This window comes from Paractinoplanes maris, assembly GCF_023544465.1.
GTDB lineage: Bacteria > Actinomycetota > Actinomycetes > Mycobacteriales > Micromonosporaceae > Actinoplanes > Actinoplanes maris.
Genome location: NZ_JALPVL010000012.1, coordinates 90,850 through 114,223, shown reverse-complemented (window position 1 = coordinate 114,223; position 23,374 = coordinate 90,850). Strand labels below are relative to the sequence as shown.

Here is a 23,374-nt window from a genome sequence, read left to right as displayed (position 1 = left end):
GTTCGTGACGGCTTGAGCGGTTGGTTTTTTGTCGTACCCCCGGGGCAGGATGAGCCTCGGAGGTCAGGATCAAAATGCTTCTCAAGCCTTACCGCGACACCCTCGCCCTGCCCGGCATCAGATCGTTGCTGGCGGTGGCGACGCTGGCGCGCATCCCGATCGCGGCCGGGGCCGTCGTCCTCACCCTCCATGTGGTCATGGACCTCGGCCGGGGTTACGGCGCGGCCGGTCTGATCGGGGCGGCGTTCACGATCGGCGGCTCGGTCGGCGCCCCGCTGATGGGCCGCCTGGTCGACCGGCGCGGGCTGCGCCTGGTGCTCGTGCTCACCACCGTGGCCGAGGTGCTCTTCTGGTCGCTGGCCCCGGCTGCGCCCTATTGGGCGTTGCTGGTCATGGCCCTGTTCGGCGGCCTGCTGTCGCTGCCCGCGTTCTCCGTGGCCCGCCAGTCGATCAGCGCCCTGACCCCCGAGGCGCAACGCCTTCCGGCCTTCGCGCTCGACTCGATCTCCACCGAGATCGCCTTCATGAGCGGCCCCGCGCTGGGTGTGCTGGTCGCCACGACGGCCGGCCCGCGCTGGGCGATGCTCGGCATCGGCGCCGGCATCCTGATCTCCGGCGTCGGCCTGTGGCTGCTCGACCCGCCCGTCCGCGCCGCCCACGAGGCACCCATCACGGCCGGCGAGCGGGTCCCCCGGCGCAGCTGGCTCAAGCCGCGCTTCGTCGCCATCCTGCTCGTCACGATGGCCGCCACCCTGGTCCTCTCGGGCACCGACGTCTCGGTCGTCGCCGTCCTGCGCGACAACGGCGAGCTCGGCTGGACCGGCCTGGTGATGACGCTCTGGGCCTTCTACTCGCTGGTCGGCGGCTTCGCCTACGGCACGATCCAGCGCGCCCTGCCCCCCGTCCTGCTGCTGACGCCGATGGCCGTCGCCACGATGCTGGTCAGCGCCGGCAGCTCCCACTGGTGGCTGCTGGCCCTGCTGCTCATCCCAGCCGGCGCCCTCTGCGCCCCTTTGATCACCTCCACGGCCGACGCCATCAGCCGCATGATCCCCGCCGCCGCCCGAGGCGAAGCCCTGGGCCTGCACAACTCGGCCCTCACAGTCGGCGTGGCCCTCGGCGGCCCCCTGGCCGGCTTCGCCGCCGACACCTTCTCCCCACCGTGGGGTTTCGTCACCGTAGGCGGCGCCGGCCTCCTCATCGCCTTGGTGGTCCTCCCCACCGTCCTACGGCGCCCTCACACCAAGCTCGCCTCCACCCCCACATCTCCAGCCAAGACAGCCGCAGACATGGCGGCCTCAGACATGGCGGCCTCGCACATGGCAGCCCGAGCCACTACGGCCCCAACTGCTGCCACTACAGCGCCACCAACGTCAGCCGCGGCCACTGCAGCTCCGGCAACGTCAGCCGCGACCGCTCCAGCGCCGGCAACGTCAGCCGCGACCGCTCCAGCGCCGGCAACGTCAGCCGCGACCGCTCCAGCGCCGGCAACGTCAGCCGCGACCGCTCCAGCCACAACAGCATCAGCGACGGTAACTCCAGCCACAGCGGCGCCAGCCACAATCAAGGCCGCACCAGCCACCGCAGCATCACGCACGACGGCTCCGGACATCGCGGTCATCAGCAACGAGCTGTCCGGTGATCGACCGGCCATGTCAGCTTCCGACGTGCCAGTCGCCGCCGAGCCGGCTGCGGGAGAACCAGCCATCCCGGCATCCGCCGTAGCCGCGGCCGCCGCGAGCGAGATCACCACCGTCGCCGAGGCCGAGGCGACCCGAGCTCAACGGCCCTCGAGCCAGTTCCGCCCTGCGACCTCCGGCCCGGATCCCACCGCCCAGGGGGACGCCCTCCCCGCGGGCCGCCCCTGACGTCACGCGCCCATCCCGCCTGCACCCACCCTGTCGCGTCGGGCCCCACGTAGGCACACGCGAGTTGTCTGGACGCGTTCGCGCACGCCGCCGCGAGAGGCGACGGCAAAGGTGACCAGTGGGGCACTACCCTGCCGGGTCGTCGTCAGCCCGCGCGAGCAGTCACCACGCCCACGACCGGCCGGGCCGGCGCGCGGGAGACGGCACAGTTTCGCTCGGCATCCACGCTGGCCACCAAAGCCTCAGCCGGCACGCGGCCGCCTCGGTGCCACCGGCGGGCAAAACCTGTGGTTGTCCGTGGGCTGGCCGAAGTCCCGGATCGGATGGCCGGCAATTCGGATGGCCGGCAATGCGGTCGGCCGCCGGACGAGCGACCCGGATCTCGCCTTCTCCCCATCACGGCGTCACTGCGAACGGCCGCCGCGACGATGGTGCAGGCGCGGTTCGACCGGAATCAAAGACGGCCCGCCGCGGGCCCGGTGCGGGCGAAGTCGCGAGCTTTCTACGCCTGAACGAGCAGGTTCCAGTTCGGGTGGGCCGCTACGGAAAAGGTCTGGAACAGCGCCTGCCACAACGGCGTCGAGGCCCGGCTGGCCTTGCGGGTGGCAGGTCGGGCGCCGTCTTGAGTTGCGGTGGCGAACGTCACTTCGGCATCAGCGCAGCCTTCTTGTACGTTCGTACTTGTACGTCCGTACAAGTTGAGAGAAGGACCGCCGTGCCCTACGTGTTTCTGCTGGTCGCGATCAGCGCGGAGGTGCTGGCGACGAGCATGCTCAAGTCGACGGAGGGCTTCTCTCGGCTGTGGCCCACAGTCGGTTGCATCGCCGGCTACGTGGTCTCGTTCGCCGCGCTCTCACTTGTCGTGAAGGACCTGCCGGTGGGCGTCGTCTATGCCGTCTGGTCCGCTCTCGGCACCGCCGCGATCGTCGCCATCGGCGCGGTCTTCCTGGGCGAGCCGCTCACGACCGTTAAGGTCATCGGCGTCAGTCTCATCATCGCCGGCGTAGTGACCGTGAATCTGGGCGGTGCCCATTGAGTGATTCCGCTCCCCCCTCCAACTACTCCTCGTCACCCGAGCCGCCTCGACGCCCACCTCACGAGCGCCGGCGGACACCAGCGTCCGAGGGGCAGCAGCACCCCGCCTCCCTCACCTCCGGAACGCCGCAGTCGAACACTGAACAGCGCGACGAAATCGCCGCTGTTCCAGCACACGCGCCCTCCACAGCGACATCAGCCGACCCAGCACCATCCGCCGCGAAAACATCAGCAGCGGAAGCAGCAGCGGCGGGACCCGCGAACACCACAGCAGCGGAAGCAGCAGCGCCGGGGACCGCGAACGCCACAGCGGCGGAAGCAGCAGCGCCGGCGCGGGCGAATACGGCTGGTTCGCACGCGGAGGCCGCCACCCAACTGGTGGCGGCGGCAGATGGTCCGGCGGACCGATTTGAGGCTCCGGCCAGGTCGGGGCCGGGGCGGCGGCGGGTTGATGCGGCGGAGACTTCGCGGAGCGGTCCGGCGAAGGCGCGACCGGGGCGCAGGCGCAGTGATCGCGAGCCGGGGCACGACGACAGCCCGGCGCCCGACCAGCCGGCCCGGCGGCGGAACGACCCGGAACCCGCGGCCGGTCGCCGGCCGCAACGGGCCCGCGATCCGGAGGCCCGGCGCCGTGCGCTGGCCGCCGCGGCACTTGAAGTGATTTCCGAGGTCGGGATCGGCCGGACCACCCATCGGGCCGTTGCCGCCCGGGCCGGGCTGCCGCTCGGGGCGACCACGTATTACTTCCCGACGCTGGACGACCTGATCGCCGCCGGGCTGCGGCTGGCGGCGGTTGACCTGCAGACCGACTTCCAGACGTGGGCCGAGCGACTTCGCACGGCCACCGACATACCCGCCGCGGTGGCCGGCCTCATCGCCGAGTACCTCACCGACCGTCCGCGTGCCCAGATCGAGTGTGAGCTTTACGTAGCGGCCGGCCGCGACCCCGCTCTGCGCCCCCTGGCCATGGCCTGGTTGACCGGCATGCATGACCTGCTGGAACCCCACCTGGGACGCGACGCCGCCCGCGACCTGGTCGCCCTTTTCGACGGCGTGACCCTCCAGGCCCTGATCACCGGTCGTGACGTGGACGCCGGCGCGCTGACCGTCACGATCCGTCGCCTGGCCGGCCTCGCTTAGGGCCCACCGAGGCTGCCCGCGTCCGAGGAACTGGGCGTGGCCCGCGGCACTCGCTCATCGGCCGGCCGACCAGGCACGGGGGACGCCCGGGTCCCGAGGGAAGGCGAGCGGACGGTGACGGCTTCGCAGGGGGCGGGGGTGGAGCGCGAAACGGCCCGCCTCGCGGCGGGCCGTTTCTGGTGTATCAGTTGTCTCGGTTGGCTCCGGTGTCCTCCGGGTAGGTGGCGCCGCCGTCCGACTCTCGGGTCAGGGGGCGGGCACCGCCCTCGGGTGGGCCGGCGATGGACTGCTCGCCGGCCGCCAGCTCCGGGAACTTCGCGTCGAAGGCCGGGCGCTCCGAGCGGATGCGGGGCATCTTGTCGAAGTTGCGCAGCGGCGGCGGGGACGAGGTAGCCCACTCGAGCGAGTTGCCGTGGCCCCAGGGGTCGTCCACGGTGACCAGCTGGCCGACCTTGTAGGACTTCCACACGTTGTAGACGAACGGGAGCGTCGACAGGCCCAGCACGAACGAGCCGATCGTCGAGAACGTGTTCAGGAACGTGAAGCCGTCGCTGGCCAGGTAGTCGACGTAGCGGCGCGGCATGCCCTTGGTGCCCAGCCAGTGCTGCACCAGGAACGTGGCGTGGAAGCCGAGGAACGTCAGCCAGAAGTGAATCTTGCCCAGGCGCTCGTCGAGCATCCGGCCGAACATCTTGGGGAACCAGAAGTAGATGCCGGCGAACACCGCGAACACGATCGTGCCGAACAGCACGTAGTGGAAGTGGGCGATCACGAAGTACGAGTCGGACACGTGGAAGTCGATCGGCGGCGAGGCCAGCAGCACACCGGACAGACCACCGAAGAGGAACGTCACGAGGAAGCCGATCGCGAACAGCATCGGTGTCTCGAAGCTGATCTGGCCGCGCCACATCGTGCCGATCCACACGAAGAACTTCATGCCCGTCGGCACCGCGATGAGGAAGCTCAGGAAGCTGAAGAACGGCAGCAGCACCTGGCCGGTGACGAACATGTGGTGCGCCCACACCGACATCGACAGCGCGGCGATCAGCAGCGTCGCGGCGACCAGGCCCTTGTAGCCGAAGACGGGCTTGCGGCTGAAGACCGGGATGACCTCGGTGATGATGCCGAAGAACGGCAGCGCCACGATGTAGACCTCGGGGTGGCCGAAGAACCAGAAGAGGTGCTGCCACAGCATCGGGCCGCCGGTGTCCACGTCGAAGACATGGGCACCGAGCACACGGTCGGCGGCGAGAGCGAACAGTGCGGCCGCCAGGAACGGGAAGACCATGATCACCAGAAGGCTGGTGACCAGGATGTTCCACGTCATGATCGGCATGCGGAACATCGTCATGCCGGGGGCGCGCAGGGTGAGCACCGTGGTGATCAGGTTGACGCCACCGAGGATCGTGCCCAGACCCGAGAGGGCCAGGCCGACGACCCACATGTTGCCGCCGACGCCGGGCGAGTGCAGCCCGTCGCTCAGCGGGGTGTAGGCGAACCAGCCGAAGTCGGCCGCGCCGCCCGGGGTCAAGAACCCGCCGATCGTGATCGTGCCGCCGAACAGGTAGAGCCAGTAGGCGAACGCGTTCAGCCGCGGGAAGGCCACGTCGGGCGCGCCGATCTGGATCGGCACCACGAAGTTCGCGAAGGCGAAGACGATCGGCGTCGCGAAGAACAGCAGCATGATCGTGCCGTGCATCGTGAACAGCTGGTTGTACTGCTCGGGCGACAGCAGCTGCATGCCCGGGCGAGCCAGCTCGGTGCGCATCAGCAACGCCATGAGGCCACCGAGCATGTAGAACACGAAGGCCGTGATCATGTACATGATCCCGATCTGCTTCGCGTCCGTCGTGCGCAGGATTCGGGCCAGAGCCGAACCCTTGACCTGCCGCCGGACCGGATATGGCCGGGTCACGATCGGCTTAGGCGCAACGGTCGTCACGAATAGCCTCCGTTGTCTCGTTCGTCCCTCTCAGCACGCCGAAGATCGAAGGCGTACCTCGCAGGCAGAATAGTCCCCCACCGGCATCCCGCGGGCGGGGGGTGACCAAACAGGTCACCAGCGTTTTCGGTCGGCCACCTAGGCGGGTTGCACCAGCGCACGGTAGTGGTCGGAGAAGATCCGCAGGCCACGACGGCGCAGCATGGGGTCGCGCAGCGCGGGTGGCACGTCCCGGGTGCGATCCCGCTCGCGCGTGCGATCGCGCACCTCGGCGCACCGGGGACGGCGACGTTCCTCGTACGCCGTGAGCACGGCGGGGATGTCGCCCGGGAGTTTCCGCAGCTCTTCGCCGAGGACCACCGCGTCCTCGAACGACATGGCGGCACCCTGGGCCAAAGTGGGCGCGGTGGCGTGGGCCGCGTCACCGACCAGCACGACCGGCCCGCGCGACCAGCTGTCGAGCACAACCTCGTCGGTGCGGGCGACCTGCACCTTTTCCAGCGCGTTGAGGATCGCCGGGACCGGGCCGCCGAAGCCGGTGAACAGCTCGCGCACCCGGGCGATCGGGTCGTCGGGGTTGGGGGCGTCGGGGGCGGTCTCGTCGGCGTGGAAGTAGAGCCTGCGGCTGCCCATCGGCATGGCCACGAAGGACGACCGGCGCCCCAGCAGCGCCGTCCAGTCGCTGAGCGCGGGCCCGCCGGTGATCACCGAGCGGTAGACGATCTGACCGGTGGGCGAGGCCGCGCCCCCGAGCCCGGCCTTGGTGCGGATCGTCGAGCGGCGCCCGTCGGCTCCGACGACCAGGTCGTACTCCGCGACGGTGCCGTCGCCGAACTCGACCTTGGCCGTCTGGTCGAAGATCTCGAGATCGCGGACAGCCGTGTCGTAGCGCACCTCGCCGCCGACCCCGGTCAGCAGCACCTGCTGGAGGTCGGCCCGGGACAGCGCGCGGGACTCGCCGACGCCGGCCCAGAGGCCGGCCACATCCATCTCGAAGAGCTCACGGCCCCGCGCGTCGAGGAAGACCTGCCGGAAGATGAGGTCGCCCAGGGGCCGCAGCGGCGCGTCGAGGCCGAGCTGGCGGAGAGCGCGCAACGCGTTGCCGGGGAGATAGATGCCCGCGCCGGGGAGCATGGTGGCCGGAAGCTCCTCGACCACGTCGGGCCGGAAGCCGGCGAGACGCAGGGCTCGCGCGGCGGCCAGCCCCGCGATGCCGGCGCCCACCACCAGGATGCGCAACGTCATCGCAGCCTTGCCTCCCACCCGTCGGACACGCGTCGGAGCCAAGACACTACCCCGAGCCACTGTCGGGGGAAACCCACGGTCATCGAGAGTTCCGAATTGTTCCCTTGGCTACCATGCCCCCACCCTCGCACACACGGATGACGAATTACGCCCGTGTATTTCTGCCCCGGCCGGGAAGACAATGGCGCCATGACGGACCGGTTGGCGGAGTATCGGCGCAAGCGGGACGCGGCGCGGACGCCCGAGCCCATCCCCGATGACACCTCCGCCGAGGAGCCGATGCAGCGGTTCGTCATCCAGCAGCACCACGCCCGCAGTCTGCACTGGGATGTCCGGCTGGAGCGCGACGGCGTGCTCGTCTCGTTCGCCGTGCCGCGCGGCCTCCCGCGCGACCAGCACCGCAACAACCTGGCCAAACACACCGAGGACCATCCGCTCGAATATCTGGAGTTCAGCGGCGAGATCCCGGCCGGCGAGTACGGCGGCGGCCGCATGACGATCTTCGACCGCGGTACCTACGAGACCGGCAAGTGGCGCGACGACGAGATCGGCGTGACCTTCCACGGCGACCGGACGAACGGGCGGTACGTCTTCTTCCAGACCGGCGGCAACGACTGGATGGTCCGCCGGATGGATCCGCCCGAGCCGGGCTGGGAGTCGATGCCCGAGGCGGTGGCGCCGATGCTGGCCGTGAAGGCAGCCCATTTGCCGGTCGCGGACGACGACGCGGAGTGGGGCTACGAGATGGCCTGGGGCGGCCGGCGGGTCATCGCGTACGTCTCGGGCGGTCGCGTCCGCCTGCTGAACGCCGACGGCGAGGACGTGACCAGCTGGTATCCCGAGATCCGGCCGCTGGGCCCGGCACTGGCGCCGATCGAGGCGGTTCTCGACGGGGAGATAGTGACGCTGCCCGACCCCGCGCTGCTGGAGCGGCGCCGGGCTCCGAAGGACTCGGCGGCGGCCAAGCGGGCCGCCGAGCGCACCCCCGTGCACTTCCTGGCCTACGACCTGTTGTGGCTGGAAGGGCACAGCACGGTGGAGGCGCTGCGCTACGCCGAGCGCCGCGAGCTGCTGGAGGGACTGGCGGTGACCGGCGAGCACTGGCAGACGCCGCCCTACTTCTCCGGCGGCGGCCAGTTCGCGCTCGAGGCGGCGGGCGCCCAGGGCTTGGCCGGGGTCGTCGCGAAACGCCTCGACTCCCCCTATCTGCCCGGCCGCCGCAGCCGCCTCTGGCTGGCGGTGAGCGCCTGACCGATCAGGCGCGACGCCGGCGGGTCAGCAGCACCACGGCCACCCCACCGAGCACCAGCAGAAGCCCGGCCAGGCCACCCGCCGGTCCGGTGATCGGTAGACCGCCGCCGCCCCCGGAAGAGCCGCCGCCCGAGGACCCGCCGCCCGAAGGCTGGCCGGGAGTCGGCTGACCGGGAGACTCGACGGCTCCGTTGAGCACGATGTAAGCCGAGTTGTTGGCCTTGTTCAGCTCCTCGGCCGGCGCGTCCACCTTGACCGAGCCGACCGCACCCGGGATCACCTGGTCGATCCGCAGGCCGAAGGTCAGCGGGTCGACGAACCCGACCCGGAGCAACAGGTCCAGATAGCAGCTGTAGCGCGCTTCTCCCGGCTTGCCCCCGTGCCCGTAGTCGACCACCCCGCGATCGGTCATCGGGAAACAGATGTCCGGTACCCGCACCGCGGTGGTGCCCTTCGGGATGAAGACCCGCGCGTTCGGCCACGGCGCGTTGACCCGGGTGCGGTCGATGGTGGCCGGCCCGCTGTTGCGGATGCCGACCTGAACCGGGACGACCGAGCCCTTCGAGCCGGCGGCGCGGGCACCGACCGCGGCCAGGTCGGTCGAGTGCCGGCCGGTGACCGACACGACCATCCCGTCCGAGACGTACTGATCGAGCGCCTGCGGCGGATCGGCCTTCGCGGTGGCGATCTCGGTGAGGCGCAGCACGCCGCCGCGGCCGGGTGTGCCGAGCGGGTCGAACCCGCCCTTCTCCACGTACCCGCGCCAGTCGGCGAACTCGTCCTTGCTGAACCACCGCCAGTCGCTGTACTGCAGGCTCGGGCCGTACGTGTCCTTGCGCATGCGGAGCGGCAGGGTGAGCCGATAGCTGGCGCCCGGCGCGAGGGTCTGGTCGAAGGCGCAGCCGCGCAGCTGACCGTCGAGGTAGTAGCAGTTGCTGAACTGGGTGCGCGCTTCGAACGAGTACTGCGAGTACGCGTAGAGACCGGTCCCCCGGATCGGTTGCGATCCGGCGTTGGAGACGGTCAGCGGCACGTCGATCGAGCCGCCCGGCGGGGCCGCGGTGTCCTGGGCGGTGTCGGTGCTGCGCAGGCTGACCGGCTCGCCGACGCGGATGCGGGCGGTGCGGGTGACCGGGGCGAAACCGCGGACCGTCATCGTCGCCGTGAGCGTGGCGACCCGGCCCACGACGGCGTCGTCCCCGGCGCTCACCCAGCCGACCACGTTGGACTCGACGCCGGCCGGGGTGAGCGCCTCGACCTCGGCGCCGCAGGTCAGCTCGAGCAGGTCGGGCTGCCGCACGCTGCAGTTGTTCGGGTGGCCGGCTTCCTGCAGGTGGAAACCCGCGCCCTGGTCGATGAACCGGTAGACCAGGTTGACCGCGCCGCGGGCGACCGGGAGCCGCCGGTCGGCGAAGAGCAACGTGTAGAGCTCGGCGTCGGCGCCGGGCGCGAGCGTGTAGTCCTTGACGAAGAAGTCGACCTTGGCCGGCGCGGCCTGGGCCGGCGGCGCCGCGACGAAGACCACAGTGAGCGCCGCCAGCGCGGCGAGCAGGCGGCGAGCGAGGGATGGACGCACCGTGGCTCCTCCGGATGACCCGATCAGACCCGCGCAGCCTAGGACTGCCGCCGCGCCCGCGTGACCCGGTTATCCGATCGTTATCCGACGGATCGGCGCACCCGCGGTCCGTCCGCGAGCCGGCAGATCCCTGAAGCATGCAGGTCCGGTGTCCGTCGCCGAGGTTTCACCGGCGCCCGCAGCGGAAAGGTCCTTTGATCAGATGCACCCCGCAACTCCCCAGCCCTCCGCATCGGTGATCGAGATGTCTGCCGAACTCTGGAACTCCGCCGCCGACGTCCTCGAGACGAACTGGTCGGGCGACCACATGGTCCCGTCCCGCCGCCTCTATCCCCACCAATGGAGCTGGGACACCGCGTTCACCGCCATCGGGCTGGCGTACGTCAACCCGGCTCGCGCCTGGCGTGACCTGCGCAGCCTGTTCGAGGCCCAGTGGCCCGACGGCCGGGTGCCGCACATCGTCTTCGACCCCGCGACCGCCGAGTCCGGCTATTTCCCCGGCCCGGCCTTCTGGGGCGTTCCCGCGTACGGGAAAAGGCCGGTCAACGGGAGCACCGGCATCGTCCAGCCGCCCCTGCACGCGGTCGCGGCCTGGAAGGTCTATCGCCGCGCGGCGGCCCACGGTGCGGCCTGTGTGCAGCAGGCGCAGGCCGAGCTGGCCTGGCTCTATCCGCGTCTGGTGGCCCAGCAGGAATACCTCATCGCCCGCCGGGACCTGGGCGGTGGCGGGCTGGCGAGCATCGTGCATCCCTGGGAGTCGGGCCTGGACAACAGCCCGGCCTGGGACGAGGCGATGGCGAATGTGCCCGCCGACCTGTCGTTGCTCACCACCTTTCGCCGGCGCGACCTCGACGTGGCCGACGCGGCGCACCGCCCGACCGATCGCGACTACGCCCGGTACGTCGGTCTGGTCCTCAGCTATCGGGCCGAGGGCTATTCGGACACCGGGTTGCTGAGCCGCCACGACCTGGCCGTGGAATGCCCGTCGTTCAACGCGATCCGGGGCGCCGCCGAGCTCGCCCTGGCCCAGATCGCGGGCGTTCTCGGGCGTACGGCGGAAGCGGCCGCCCACCGCGAGCGGGCCCACCGCATCACCACCGCGATAGTCGCCCACCTGTGGAATCCCCGCACCCGTACCTTCCACGCGCGCGACGTCCGCACCGGCAAGCTCAGCCCGGCCCGCTGTGTCAGCGGGTTCATGCCGCTGCTGCTGCCCGACCTGCCCGCCGAACAGGTCGAGGGCATCCTGGCCGAGGTGCGGTCGGAGCGGTTCGGGTTCCCCGCGCCCAGCTACGACCGCACGGCGACCGATTTCGACACCATGCGCTACTGGCGCGGCCCGGTCTGGATCAACATGAACTGGCTGCTGCGCCGCGGCCTGCTCATGCACGGCCGGCGCGACGAGGCCGAGGAGCTGCGCGCGGCGATGGTGCGCCTGGTGCACCGCAACGGCCACTTCGAGTATTTCCACCCGGCGACCGGCGAGGGCCTGGGCGCGCCCACCTTCAGCTGGACCGCCGCCCTGGCCCTCGACCTGCTGGCCGACCGCTCCGTGCCCGCCTATGCGAAAGCGGCCTAGAAGACGACGACCGACCGGAGCACGCCGCCGGTCTGCATCTTGCCGAAGGCCTCCTCGACCCCGCCCAGGGCGATCTCCTCGGTCACGAAGGCGTCCAGGTCGAGGCGGCCCTGCAGGTAGAGGTCGGTGAGCATCGGGAAGTCGCGGGTCGGCAGGCAGTCGCCGTACCAGCTCGACTTGAGCGCGCCGCCGCGCCCGAAGATCTCCAGCAGCGGCAGCTCGATCTTCATGTCCGGGGTCGGCACGCCGACCAGCACGACCGTGCCGGCCAGGTCGCGGGCATAGAAGGCCTGCTCGTACGTCTCGGGCCGGCCCACCGCCTCGACCACGACGTCGGCGCCGAAGCCGCCGGTGAGCTCCTTGACCGCCTCGACCACGTCGGTGCCGCGGGCGTTCACCGTATGGGTCGCCCCGAATTTACGGGCCCACGCCAGCTTCTCGTCGTCGGTGTCGATCGCGATGATGGTGGTCGCCCCGGCCAGCGCCGCCCCGGCCACCGCGCCGTCGCCGACCCCGCCGCAGCCGATCACCGCGACCGAGTCACCCCGGGTCACGCCGCCGGTGTTGATCGCGGCGCCGATGCCCGCCATCACCCCGCAGCCGAGCAGGCCCACGGCGGCCGCGCGGGCCCGTGGGTCGACCTTTGTGCACTGTCCGGCGTGTACGAGCGTCTTTTCCACGAAGGCGCCGATGCCCAGCGCCGGGGACAGCTCGGTGCCGTCCTCGAGCGTCATCTTCTGTGTCGCGTTGTGCGTGGCGAAGCAATACCACGGCTTGCCCTTCTTGCAGGCCCGGCAGACGCCGCAGACGGCCCGCCAGTTGAGCACGACGAAGTCGCCCGGCTCGACGTCGGTGACGCCCGGGCCGACCGACTCGACCACGCCCGCGGCCTCGTGGCCGAGCAGGAACGGGAAGTCGTCGTTGATGCCGCCCTCGCGATAGTGCAGGTCGGTGTGGCACACCCCGCACGCCTGGATCGCGACCACGGCCTCACCGGGCCCCGGGTCGGGAACCACGATGGTGGTGAGCTCGACCGGGGCACCCTTGCTGCGGGCGATGACGCCCTGCACTCGCTGACTCATCAGCTCAGCCTAGAGGGAGTCGCACCTCGAACGGCTGGTCGAGCAGAGTTTCGGCCAGCTTGGCGAGCTGGCGGGCCTGGGCCGGGGTGAGCCGGTCGAAGACGAGTTGCTGCACCGCCTCGACGTGGCCCGGCGCCGAATCCCTGATCTTGCCGAAGCCCTCCTCGGTGAGCACGGCGATCTGCACCCGGCCGTCCTGCGGGTCGCGTTCGCGGCGCACCCAGCCCTGGCCCTCAAGGCGGGCGATGACATGCGAGAGGCGCGACAGCGAGGCACTGACCGCTTTGGCGAGCTTGCTCATGGCGAGCCGCCGGTCGGGCTGTTCGCTCAGGCTCACGAGCACGATGTAGCCCATGTGGGTCAGGCCCGCGTCGCGCTGGAGTTGCGCCTCGAGCGCCGCGGGCACCTTGATCAGCACTTCGACGAAGCGGCGCCACGCCTGCTGCTGGTCGTCGGTCAACCAGCGCGGCTCGTCCACGCCAGGAGGCTCTGTCATGCAGGAAGGTTAGTAGCGGGCGGCACTCAGGTCACGATCCGGGTCCAGGTTGGCCCGGACGGGGGCCGGGTCGATCGACGGCCGACGTTGTCCCGAGTACGCTGCGCTGGAGCTACCACCGGGGTCATCAAAAGCGGCACGACGCCGGCACCGGTTCGGCTGGGGGGCCACGTCCGGCGCCGGCGTCGTGCTTCCTGCTCAGCTACTTCGAGGGCGGCTCGTCCTTGCCCTCTTCCTCGAGCCGGTCGGCCTCTTCCTTCGTCTTGTGCACCGCGCCGTCGGCGTGCTCCGGCGGGCCGTAGACGGTGTAGAGGACCAGCGGGTTGGGCCCGGTGTTGAGGAAGTTGTGCTTGCGCCCGGCCGGGACGATCACGAGGTCACCCTGGGCGACGTTGCGCTCCTGGCCGGACACGATGGCCTTGGCCGTGCCGCTGACGAAGGTGAGGATCTGGTCCACCTCGTGGACCTCCTCGCCGATCTCGCCGTCCGGCGGAATCGTCATGATCACGAGCTGGGTGTGCTTCCCGGTCCAGAGCACGCGGCGGAAATCCGGGCTCTGCTCGGCGACAGTGGCAATCGTGAAGTGCTCCATGAGCCTCGTATACCCCGCTCAGGACGTCGGCAACCGGCCTTCGACGACCGGGGCGGGCCGGCCGATCAGGTAGCCCTGGACGTAGTCGACGCCCAGCTCCCGCAGCAGCCGCAGGGTCGGCTCGTCCTGCACGAACTCGGCCACGGTGTGGATCCCGTACGCCTGGCACACCTGCACCAGCGCCCGCACCAGCACCTGGTCCTGCGGGTTGTCGACCAGGTCGACCACGTACTCGCCATCGATCTTGACCAGGTCGATCGGGAAGATCCGCAGGTAGCGGAACGACGCGTAGCCGGAGCCGAAGTCGTCCAGCGCGAGCTCGCAGCCGAGCTCGCGGACCCGGTCGGCGAACCGTCGCGCCTCGCTCAGGTTGCCGATCAGCGCGGTCTCGGTGATCTCGAAGGTCAGCTGCTCGGGCTTCACCTCGTACTGCGCGATGAGCCGGGTGACCTCGTCGGTGAGCCGCGGGTCGCCCACCGAGCGGCCGGACAGGTTGATCTGCAGACAGGTGCCTGGCTGATCGGCGGCCAGCTGCATGGCCCGCTCGACCACCCACAGGTCGATGTCGAAGACCGCGTCGAGCCGCTCGGCGGTGTCGAGCACCTGGATCGGCGACTGCGGGCCGTCGGCCTCGTCGAGCACCCGCAGCAGCAGTTCGTGCCGGGTGATCTCGTTGGACTGGAGCTCGAGGATCGGCTGGGCATAGAGGGTGAAGCGGTCGGTGTCGAGCGCGTCGGCCACCCGGCTGCGGTAGGAGCCCTGCCGGTCGCGGGCCGGCACGGGGTGCGGGATCGGCGTGAGCGGCGTGCCGCCCTCGCGCGACTGCCGCCAGGCGTGCTCGGCGTCGATCAGCAGCTCGTGGCTGCCGGCATCGCCGTCCGGGGTGAACCGGACGAGCCCGCCCCAGGCCTGCGCCCGCAGCCACGTGTCGGGCAGCACGAAGGTCTGTGACCGCAACGCCTCGACCAGCAGCTCGGCCTCGCGCCGGGCCATCGGCCAGCTGGTGCCGGGCAGCAGGACGCCGAGCTCGTTGGGCCCGACCCGGCCGAGCAGCGCACCCTGCTGCATCACACCCTCGAGCACCCGCGCGGCCCGGTGCAGCAGGTCGGCGTTGCGCTCGGGGCGCACGCCCTCGCCATCCACCCCGGACTGCTCGGGCTGCACCCTAAGCACCAGCACCGCGCCGCCACCCCGGCGCTGCGCGCGGTCGACCTCGTCGGCGAACCGGGCCCGGGTGAGCAGGCCGGTCGCGGGGTCACGCTCGACCAGGGAGGCCTGCACGGTCTCGCCCCGCCGGGTCAGCCGGTCGCTCTCCCGGCGGGCTCGTTCGCGGACCGAGACATCCGTCACTGTGCCACGTATCCCCCGCACCGTGCCGTCGGGGCTTTTCACCGGGTCGACCTGGCAGTCCACGTCGAACCAGCCGCCGTCGACCCGGATCAGGCGGATCGTCATGCGGACCGCGGCGCCGGTGGTCCAGGCCCTGGTGATGGCCGCGAGCGCCTCGGCGTGGTCCTCGCGGTGCACGTACCGGATGAGAACCTTGCGGCTCACCTCGTCCTGGGCCGGTGGGTCGCCCAGCATCGCGCGCAGCGCGGCCGACCAGATGATCCGGTCGCCGGTGGCGGTGTAGGAGAACCAGGCCGACCGTTCGTCGAGAGGTTGACGCGGCAGCGGCACGCGTTGCCACTGTTCGGGTGCAGCCATGCGCCCGCCACCTCCCCCCAGAGTGTCCCCACGCTCTGAACTATTACGACCGGTCACCGGGCCGAGATAACAGTGCACGACCGCCCGAATGTTTTGCCGAGGATGCCAACAAATCCCCGAGCTGCACCTTCTAGCCCGATCGGAGTAGGGAATTACCTGATCGGTTGACCGCTGCACTGTGTAGTCCCCGCAGCGAATGGGCCGGTGTTCCATGACGGACAGTCACTACCAGTGCCGATCGCAGAACCATGTGCGATTGCTACCCGCCCGGCGCCCGAGTCATGCACGCAGAGCAGCCTCAGGAACGCGCCGCGTGATGAGATCCAAATCGGGTGGATATGGTGGCGATTGGACCACCGCCTAACGAGGACGAGGCATGGGCATCATTCGGGACATGCAGCGGGTGCACGCCACACAGGCGTTCGCCGGCCAGCGCGCCAACACCGCGGCCGCTCATCAGCGCGATCTGATCCGGCGCAACGCGGACCACGCGATAGCCGCCGCCCAGCAGGCCGCGGGCGACGCCGACCGCAAACGGGAGCACCAGCGGCTCTACGTGGAGGCGAAGACCGCCGACACCGCCGCCGCCAACGCCGAGATCCGGTCACGGCTGAGTGACCTCGACGCGCTTCTGCTCTCCACGCTCGACGTCGACGACCACATCGACCTCCAGCTGTTCAAGAAGCCGATGGAGGTGCCGCCGTTCGACCCCGGGCCGCTGGCCCGGCCGCATCCGGAGCCGCGGTGGGAGAGCTACGTGCCGCCGCAGCCGCGCGGTGTCGGCAAGATCCTCGGTGGCGATCGCCTGCGCCAGCAGTTGACCGCCGAGGCGCAGCGCGCGTACGACGACGCGCGGGCCCGGTGGGTCGAGGCCGAGCAGCGGCGCAAGCGCCAGCTGGTGGTCCGGCAGCGGGCGTACGACGAGAGCCTGCGCAAATACGAGGCGAGGATCGCGGCCTACAACGCCGAGGTGGACCGTTTCGCCGCCGCGGTGGCCGACGCCGACCCGGCCTCGGTGGTCGAGTACTTCGCGATGGTGCTCGGCAACTCCGTCTACCCCGACGACTTCCCGCAGCACTTCCGGCTGGCCTACCTGCCCAAGCAGCGCCACCTGCTGATCGAGTACCACCTGCCCCCGATCGAGGTGATCCCGCACGTCAAGGAGTATCGCTACGACCGGTTCCGCGACGACGTGACCGCGATCCCGCGCGACGAGACCGAGATCCGCCGCCGCTACGTCGAGGTGATCGCCCGGGTGACGCTGCGCACGATCCACGAGGTGATCGAGGCCGACCGCGGCGGCCTGGTCCGGCAGGTGTCGTTCAACGGCATCGTCGACACCATCGACCGGCGCACCGGCCGGTTCGTCCGGCCCACGCTGGTGTCGATCCAGACCGCCCGGGAGACGTTCGCCGCGATCAAGCTGCGCCGGGTCGACCCCGTGGCCTGCGTGAAGCACCTGGAAGGCGCGCTGTCGACGGCCCCCGACGAGCTCGCCGCCGTCCCCGCCAAGATCGATTTCGAGCGGGACGCCGACCGCGACTTCACCGAGGAGTTCAACGTCCTGGCCGAGATCGACGAGCGCCCCAACCTGGTCGCGCTGACCGACGCGGCCTGGGAGCAGCAGCTGGCCGACCTGTTCGGCGTGATGGGGCTGGAGATGGGCTCGCCGGCCCGCACCGGCCTGGGCACCCGGTGGCAGGCCACCGACCCCCGGCCGGTCTTCGGCGGCCCAGTGGTCGTCTTCGCGATGCGGGGCGGGGCGGCCGGATCAGCCGCGGTGCACGCGCTGGCCGGGGCGATGGCGGCGGCCGGGGCGACCAAGGGCATCCTGGTCTCGCTGGGCGGCATCGAGGCCGAGGCGTACGACGCGGTGGCCGGCCGCCCGCTGGAACTGATCGACGGCCCGGCCCTGGTCACGCTGCTCTCGAACTATTGCCGGGTGAAGGCCCGGATCGAGCGCATGCCCGTCTCATGATCGGGTACTGAAGCCGGACGTGAGCGAGTTCCGGCACGGATGGACGCGCGCGGCGGGGCTCGACCTCCATGACCGCGCGTGCGAGGACGTGCCGGGGCTGCCGGTGGTGATGCTGCACGGGCTGGCCGTGTCGCACCGCTATCTGATGCCGACGGCGCACGTCCTCGCCGGGCGGCACCCCGTGGTCGTGCCCGACCTGCCGGGCTTCGGGCTCAGCGACAAGCCGGCCCGGGCCTACGACGTGGGCGAGCACGCGGCCGTGGTGGCCGACTGGCTGGCCGGTCGCGGGTTGGACCGGGTGGCCGTGGTCGGGCACTCGTTCGGCGCCGAGGTGGCGGCCCGGCTGGCCCTGCTCGTGCCCGAGACGGTGGCCGCGCTGGTGCTGGCCGCCCCGACCACCGACCCGCGCGGTCGCAGCCGCCGGCAGCTGATCGGCCGCTGGCTGCTCGACACCCAGGTCGAGGCGCCGTGGCAGGTGCCGATCCTGGCCCGCGACATCGTCGACGCCAAGCCGTGGCGGGTGCTCGCGACCGTCGGGCACTCGGTGCGCAACGTGGTCGAGGACGACCTGGTGAAGTTGCCGGTGCGGCCGCTCGTGCTGGCCGGCGCGCTCGACCCCGTCGCGCCGGCGCGCTGGCGGGCCGAGGTGGCGGCGATCACCGGCGGCACGATGGTCACCATCGGTCAGGCCGGGCACAACGTGCTGACCACGTCACCACGCCGGTCGGCCGAGGCGATCGCCCTTCACCTGCTGAGCGTCTAAGACCTGTCCTGTCGATCACGCGGGGCTGCGGCGTGGCCCAGGCGGCGCCTGACGACGTCCACAGAACGGCCACATACAACCCCGGTATGCGACCGCTCTGCGGCCGCCGCCAGCCACCACCTGGACCTCGCCTCACTCCCACGTGATCGACAGGACAGGCCTTAGAAGAACGAGCGGATCAGGCCGGCGAGCACCTCGCGGTCGCCCGGATCACCCGGCTGGTATTCGCAGATGCCGAGGCCGGCCAGCGGGAAGCGGTCGATCAGCGCCCGGACCGCGGCGGCCAGGCGCTCGGGGCGTACGCCATCGGGCTCGGGGAAACCGACCGAGCTGAACCACGACGGGTCGAGCACGTCCAGATCGATGTGGAGGTAGACGGCCCGGGTCCCGGCCGCCGCCACCACCGAGGGCAGCGATTCGAGGTCGGCCACCTCGATGGCGTGGTCCGAGATGTACTCCTTCTCGGCGGGTTCCAAGGCCCGGACACCGGCCAGCACCACCTGGGCCGGGCGCAACGTGCGGTGCGGCGCCAACTCGGGCGGCCCCTCGCCGAGCAGGGTGCGCAACACCATGCCGTGGAACGCGCCCGACGGAGACGACTCGGGCGTGTGCAGGTCGCCGTGCGCGTCGAACCAGACCACGACCAGACCGTCGCCGTACCGCTCGAGCGCCGCCTCGATCGGCGCCAGCTCGACTCCGCAGTCGCCCCCGACGGTCACCGCCGGCGGCTCGGTGATCGCCGAGCGGATCGCCGCCAGGTTGCCGGCCAGCGAGTCGGTCAGCGGCACCCGCACCCGGCGGTCGGCCGGGATCATCGAGGCCAGAGCGGCCGCGCCCTCGGTCAGCCGCCGGGCGTCGGGCGAACCCGAGCCCTGCCACTGGCCCACTTCGAGCACCGTGCGCCGCGGCGGCGGCGTGATGCCGAGCTCGGTGATGCGCTGCCACACCGGGCCCATCGCCGCCTCCGGCTCACGGGCATAGATGCTGCCCCGGATGCGGACGAAGACGCAGTTGCCGACCCGTTCCAGCACCGCCTGGCGTCGCATGTCGCTCTCCCACTGCTCCGGGCCGTGATAGGCGTCGCCGTCACACTCGATGGCCAGCCGGCGGCCGTCCGGGGCGTTGAGCACGAAGTCGATGCGGTAGGCGCCGATCCGGAACTGCGGGATCGGCCGGAACCCGCGAGCCAGCAGGCGTTTGAGCACCTCCCGCTCGAAGTCGCTCTCGCAGCGCCCGGCCAGGTCGGCGGCCTCCTCGGCCGGGGCGAGATTCAGCGCGTACGTGAGCAGCAGGCCCCGCGCGTCGTCGGCCGGCAGCGATCCGGGGCGCACCGAGTGGAAGATCCAGAGCTGGTCCCGCGCGCGCGAGGCGGCCACATTGATCCGGCGGTGATACTCGCGCTTGGTGAACGCGGCCACCCGCGGGTCGTTGTCCGAGACCACCATGGACACCAGCACGACGTCGCGCTCGTCACCCTGGAACGTGTAGGCGTCGCCGACCCGCAGCCGGCGCGCCTGGATCTCGTCCTCGCCGATCGCCTCGCGCAGCTGATGCAGCAGGTAACCGGCCTGACCGCTGGTGCTCAGCAACGAGATCACCCCGAGCGTCCGGCCGTCGTAGCCCGGGTCGCGGACGATCGACACCACCTGCTCGACCAGCGCGTCGGCCTCGGCCACGTTGACGTCGCCGAATCCGGCCAGCTGCTGCCGCACGCCGTCGGGCAGGAACACCGTACGCAGCGGAGCGAACGCCGGCCGGTCGGCGCGCAACGGCATGATCTTGCCGTCGTAGTAGTGCCGCGACGAGAACTCGATGATCTGCGGCACGCAGCGGAAGTGCTCGGTGAGCAGAATCCGCTCGGGCGAGCGGCGCACCGCGTGGTCGTAGAGCGACGACTCCGGGTCGAAGTGCTCGGCCGACGGCACGTCGTCCAGATGACTGTGGATCAGACCGGTGACCGGCCCGACGAAGCTCAGCTGAGGACCGATCTGCTGATCGTCACCGACCACCACGGCCCGCTCGGCCAGCGACAGCACCGGCAGCGCGAACAGGTCGGCCTGCGACGCCTCGTCCACGATCACCACGTCGAAGCGGGCACCGCCGGCGAACTGCTCGATCGCCCGGTCGACCGACATGACCCAGACCGGCACGGCCTCGACGGCCGACTCCATCGCCCGCTGCGCGTGGGCCTGCCAGGCGGCCGCCGTCCGGCCGGTGCCCTTGCCGATCTTGCGGAGCGCGGTGGTCCAGTCGGCCAGCGCGGCGCGCCGCCGATCGTCCAGGCTGCGCGAGACCTCCAGCCAGGCCGACGCGACGACCAGCTCGGCGGTGCGCCGGCGGATCTTGTCGCGGGCGCTCTCGACCCGCTTGGCCAGCACCGCCGGGTCGACGCTGCCGATCACGTCGTCGAACCAGGTCTGGGCGCGCCGCCACTGCCAGGCGGCCAGGCACGCCTTGCCGCTGACCGGCGGAACGCGTCCCTGCTCGATCAGGGCGGCCCACTCGGGTGCTGCGACTTTCAGCCGGGCGTGCAGGCCGGCGAACTGCTCGGCCGCGGGCCGGAGGCTCGCCCGGCGCTTCACCTCGGCCACCTCGTCGTCCCAGCCGTCGAGGGTCGCCCACGCCCGGGCCAGGTGCGGCCAGGGTTCCAGCGCGGCCGCGACCGATCTCTCACTCTCCACCAGATTGTCCAGCCGGTAGACCGCGGGAGCCGCCTCGAGCAGCGCGGCCACCTCCGCCAGCCGGGCCGGGTCGAGATCGAGGTCGTGCTGGGGCACGAGGGTGGCCAGCCGCTCGGCGAGGGCGGGCCAATGCCGTACGTCCCAGTCGAGCGACTGCCGTGCGTCGGTGAGCAGCGCCCCCGCCCAGACCTCGGGGTCGCCCCAACCGGCCGGGGGCGCGGCGATGTCGAGCCGCTGCCGCCACTCCGACCAGTGCCCGCCGAGGCGCCGGTGGGCCTGACCGCGGCGTACCCAGGCGGCCGCGACGTCGACGTCCTCGGCACTGCGCAGCGGCTCACCGTCCACCCGCACGTCGTCGGCCAGCCGCCACAGCGCCGCCTGGAGCAGACGGCTCAGCCCGCGGCCGCTCGCGAACCGCTGCCGGATCTCGGCCAGCTGGGTCAGCAGGCGTTTCGGTTCCGACCCGTACGACTCGGGGACGCTCACCTGGTGGCCGGCCAAGGTCCTGGTCAGCGTGGCCAGCTCGGCCAGCAGGGCCTCGGTGGCGGCCACGTGATCGGTCCAGACCGCGCGCCAGTGCGGGTCGGTGAGCAGCCGGCCGAGCCGGTCGGTCCATGAGCCCTCGCGGCGGCGCAACCAGGCCAGCGCGTCGTTCAGGTCGTCGCGGGCGGCGGCGACGTTCGTGTTCCGTACGGCGTCCAGGGCGAGACCCTCGGCCGCGAGACGACTCGTCTCCGCGAGAAGCGCGTCGCGCTCCGCCCTTCGCTGCCGTTCCCCGGCCGCCGTGGGGAGATCGCCGGTGGCCGGCAGCGGCTGCCGAGCGCCGGCCCGGTCCCGGGGCGAGATGCTGGTCGACAGGGCGAGCAGGGTGGTGAACTCGGTGCCGTCGAGCGGCGGCGGCCCGTCGATCGGGTCCGGGATGCCGGCGTCGTGCGCGGCCCGCTCGCGCAGCCAGGCGCCCACCTCGACCGGGGTCATCGGAGCACCGTCGATCAGATAGGTCACGGCCTCGTTCTCGGCGATCGCCCGCAGACCACCCAGCGCCGTGGCCAGCTCGCGCTCGGCCTCCTCCAACGACGAGGTGAGGCGCTCGACGCGGCGGGCCTCGGCCGCCTTGTCGAGCGTGGCGGCCCGATCCGAGAGCTCCCGGGCGGCCAGCTGCAACTGGACGAGCTGGTCGGTGGTGCGGCCGAGCACGGCCAGGCACAACGAGCGGATCTCCTCAGGCAAGCCGTCCCGGAGCACCCGCAGCGGGTCCTCCTTCTGCGCGACGACCAGCACCCGCTTGCCGTTCGCCATGAGGTGGCAGATCAGGTTGCGGATCGTGTGGGTCTTGCCGGTGCCGGGCGGACCCTGGACGGCGACGTTGCGGTGCTGGGCCAGGCGGCGGGCGATCGACTCCTGGGCCTCGTTGGTGGGCAGCGGCATCAGCAGGCGCTCACCGACCCGCTGCCAGTTGCCCTCGTCGTCCCCGGGCATCCGCAGCTTGCTGGGCTCGTGGGCGACGATCGCGGCCAGCGAGCCGACCGCGGTGGTGTCGCCGGTGAGCAGGCGGTCGCGCAGGTTCTCCAGGAAGCCGCGGAGCAGCCTCTGCTTGGGCCGCGCGAAGAGGACGCCGACGTCCTTGACGTGCGGGCGGGTCGTCTCCTCACTCGTGATCAGCCGGTCGTGGCCGAGGCGGCCCAAGGCCCGCTCGAAGAGCTCACGCCGCTCCAGGTCGTTCCAGAGGTCGACCTCGAGCGTGCCGGCCGGGCCGGCCAGGGCGACGAGCTGGCTCAGATAACGGTCGTCGAGCCCGGACAGGGCGTCGGTCTGCAGCCGGGACGGGCCGGCCGGGGAGACGGTGATCAGGGAGCGGTCGGGCTCGTACTCGATCAGCACCGGTGTCGCGACCAGCGGATAGCGGACGCGCTCGCCGTTGACCGTGGTCTCCAGGAGGCCGTGGCCCCAGACCAGCTCGGTGGTGGCGGCGGTCATGTCGAGCTGGTGCATCAGGTCGAAGAGGCGGCGGTGCAGCTCGCGGGTCTTCTCGGCCTCGGCGGTGGCGAAGGCCCACGGCCGCCACACCTCGTCCCGCCAGGCGGCGAAGCCGGCCGGCTCCTCCTCTTCCTGTTCGGACTTTTCGGAGGCGGCCGGCTCGGTGGCCGCGGTGATGTCGCCGCGCAGCCTCCGCCGCAGCTCGGCGGGCACGCTGACCGGCGGCGGCAGCTCGGGCAGGCCGACCCTCAACCAGGAGGTTCCGTCGGCGTCGGCCCCCGGCACAGCGGCGGTGGGGCCCAGGCTGCAAGCGGCGTGGTGCGGCAGCGTGTCCAGGTGAAGGGCGTCGGTGGGCACGGTCCGGGCGGGGCGTTCCATCTGAGCGCGTACGGCGAGCAGGTAGTCGGCGACCGCAACGGCCCGATCCCGGATCGTTGTGGGCGACTCCAGCTGCTCGGCCAT

15 protein-coding genes and 1 pseudogene are annotated in these 23,374 nt (G+C 71.4%); 7 read left to right on the top strand and 9 right to left on the bottom strand.

What is annotated here, in order from left to right; translation table 11 throughout:
• Positions 1 to 74: 74 nt before the first annotated feature.
• Positions 75 to 1,289, top strand: a pseudogene (locus tag NAG42_RS44515) (MFS transporter); the annotation flags it as partial.
• Between the two features lie 1,081 nt (positions 1,290 to 2,370).
• Here the strand turns inward: NAG42_RS44515 and NAG42_RS31835 are convergent.
• A complete protein-coding gene (locus NAG42_RS31835; protein ID WP_250035625.1) occupies positions 2,371 to 2,514 on the bottom strand; it encodes a hypothetical protein in 144 nt (47 codons plus the stop codon).
• A gap of 69 nt (positions 2,515 to 2,583) precedes the next feature.
• On the opposite strand from NAG42_RS31835, the gene NAG42_RS31830 reads away from it, so the two are divergent.
• Entirely contained in the window at positions 2,584 to 2,904 is a 321-nt protein-coding gene (locus NAG42_RS31830) for a DMT family transporter (protein ID WP_250035624.1), read from the top strand.
• 635 nt (positions 2,905 to 3,539) lie between these two features.
• A complete protein-coding gene (locus NAG42_RS31825; RefSeq protein ID WP_284046202.1) occupies positions 3,540 to 4,043 on the top strand; it encodes a TetR/AcrR family transcriptional regulator in 504 nt (167 codons plus the stop codon).
• A 184-nt stretch (positions 4,044 to 4,227) separates the two neighbouring features.
• On the opposite strand, the gene ctaD is transcribed toward NAG42_RS31825, so the two are convergent.
• Both ctaD and NAG42_RS31815 read right to left on the bottom strand, forming a co-directional pair.
• A complete protein-coding gene (gene ctaD / locus NAG42_RS31820) occupies positions 4,228 to 5,985 on the bottom strand; it encodes an aa3-type cytochrome oxidase subunit I (protein WP_250035622.1) in 1,758 nt (585 codons plus the stop codon).
• A gap of 138 nt (positions 5,986 to 6,123) precedes the next feature.
• Positions 6,124 to 7,230, bottom strand: coding sequence for an FAD-dependent monooxygenase (locus tag NAG42_RS31815; protein WP_250035621.1), 1,107 nt, complete (start codon positions 7,228 to 7,230; stop codon positions 6,124 to 6,126).
• Positions 7,231 to 7,419: 189 nt separating this feature from the next.
• Here NAG42_RS31815 and NAG42_RS31810 point away from each other — a divergent pair, with 189 nt between their 5' ends.
• Positions 7,420 to 8,481, top strand: a complete 1,062-nt coding sequence (locus NAG42_RS31810; protein WP_250035620.1) for a DNA polymerase ligase N-terminal domain-containing protein — start codon at positions 7,420 to 7,422, stop codon at positions 8,479 to 8,481.
• A 4-nt stretch (positions 8,482 to 8,485) separates the two neighbouring features.
• On the opposite strand, the gene NAG42_RS31805 is transcribed toward NAG42_RS31810, so the two are convergent.
• Entirely contained in the window at positions 8,486 to 10,057 is a 1,572-nt protein-coding gene (locus tag NAG42_RS31805) for a hypothetical protein (protein WP_250035619.1), read from the bottom strand.
• Between the two features lie 244 nt (positions 10,058 to 10,301).
• Between NAG42_RS31805 and NAG42_RS31800 the strand changes: the two genes are divergently transcribed.
• Positions 10,302 to 11,636 (top strand): MGH1-like glycoside hydrolase domain-containing protein, encoded by a 1,335-nt coding sequence (locus NAG42_RS31800; RefSeq protein ID WP_250035617.1) that lies wholly within the window; start codon positions 10,302 to 10,304, stop codon positions 11,634 to 11,636.
• On the opposite strand, the gene NAG42_RS31795 is transcribed toward NAG42_RS31800, so the two are convergent.
• The 4 genes from NAG42_RS31795 to NAG42_RS31780 form a co-directional block, all read right to left on the bottom strand.
• Positions 11,633 to 12,718, bottom strand: coding sequence for an S-(hydroxymethyl)mycothiol dehydrogenase (locus NAG42_RS31795; protein ID WP_250035616.1), 1,086 nt, complete (start codon positions 12,716 to 12,718; stop codon positions 11,633 to 11,635). The two genes, NAG42_RS31800 and NAG42_RS31795, sit on opposite strands and share 4 nt — an antisense overlap.
• A 4-nt stretch (positions 12,719 to 12,722) precedes the next feature.
• Positions 12,723 to 13,214 carry a MarR family winged helix-turn-helix transcriptional regulator gene (locus tag NAG42_RS31790; protein WP_250035615.1) on the bottom strand — a complete coding sequence of 164 codons (492 nt, stop codon included), beginning with the start codon at positions 13,212 to 13,214 and terminating at the stop codon, positions 12,723 to 12,725.
• 202 nt (positions 13,215 to 13,416) lie between these two features.
• Positions 13,417 to 13,806, bottom strand: a complete 390-nt coding sequence (locus NAG42_RS31785) for a cupin domain-containing protein (RefSeq protein WP_250035614.1) — start codon at positions 13,804 to 13,806, stop codon at positions 13,417 to 13,419.
• Between the two features lie 18 nt (positions 13,807 to 13,824).
• Complete coding sequence (locus NAG42_RS31780) at positions 13,825 to 15,513, bottom strand: EAL domain-containing protein (RefSeq protein WP_250035613.1); 1,689 nt, start codon at positions 15,511 to 15,513, stop codon at positions 13,825 to 13,827.
• Between the two features lie 376 nt (positions 15,514 to 15,889).
• Between NAG42_RS31780 and NAG42_RS31775 the strand changes: the two genes are divergently transcribed.
• Together NAG42_RS31775 and NAG42_RS31770 are read left to right on the top strand one after the other, a co-directional pair.
• Entirely contained in the window at positions 15,890 to 17,491 is a 1,602-nt protein-coding gene (locus NAG42_RS31775) for a restriction endonuclease (protein ID WP_250035612.1), read from the top strand.
• A gap of 19 nt (positions 17,492 to 17,510) precedes the next feature.
• Complete coding sequence (locus NAG42_RS31770) at positions 17,511 to 18,254, top strand: alpha/beta fold hydrolase (RefSeq protein ID WP_250035611.1); 744 nt, start codon at positions 17,511 to 17,513, stop codon at positions 18,252 to 18,254.
• Between the two features lie 161 nt (positions 18,255 to 18,415).
• Here NAG42_RS31770 and NAG42_RS31765 read toward each other — a convergent pair whose 3' ends face one another.
• Positions 18,416 to 23,374: an arginase family protein gene (locus NAG42_RS31765; protein WP_250035610.1), complete on the bottom strand. Its 4,959-nt coding sequence runs from the start codon at positions 23,372 to 23,374 to the stop codon at positions 18,416 to 18,418.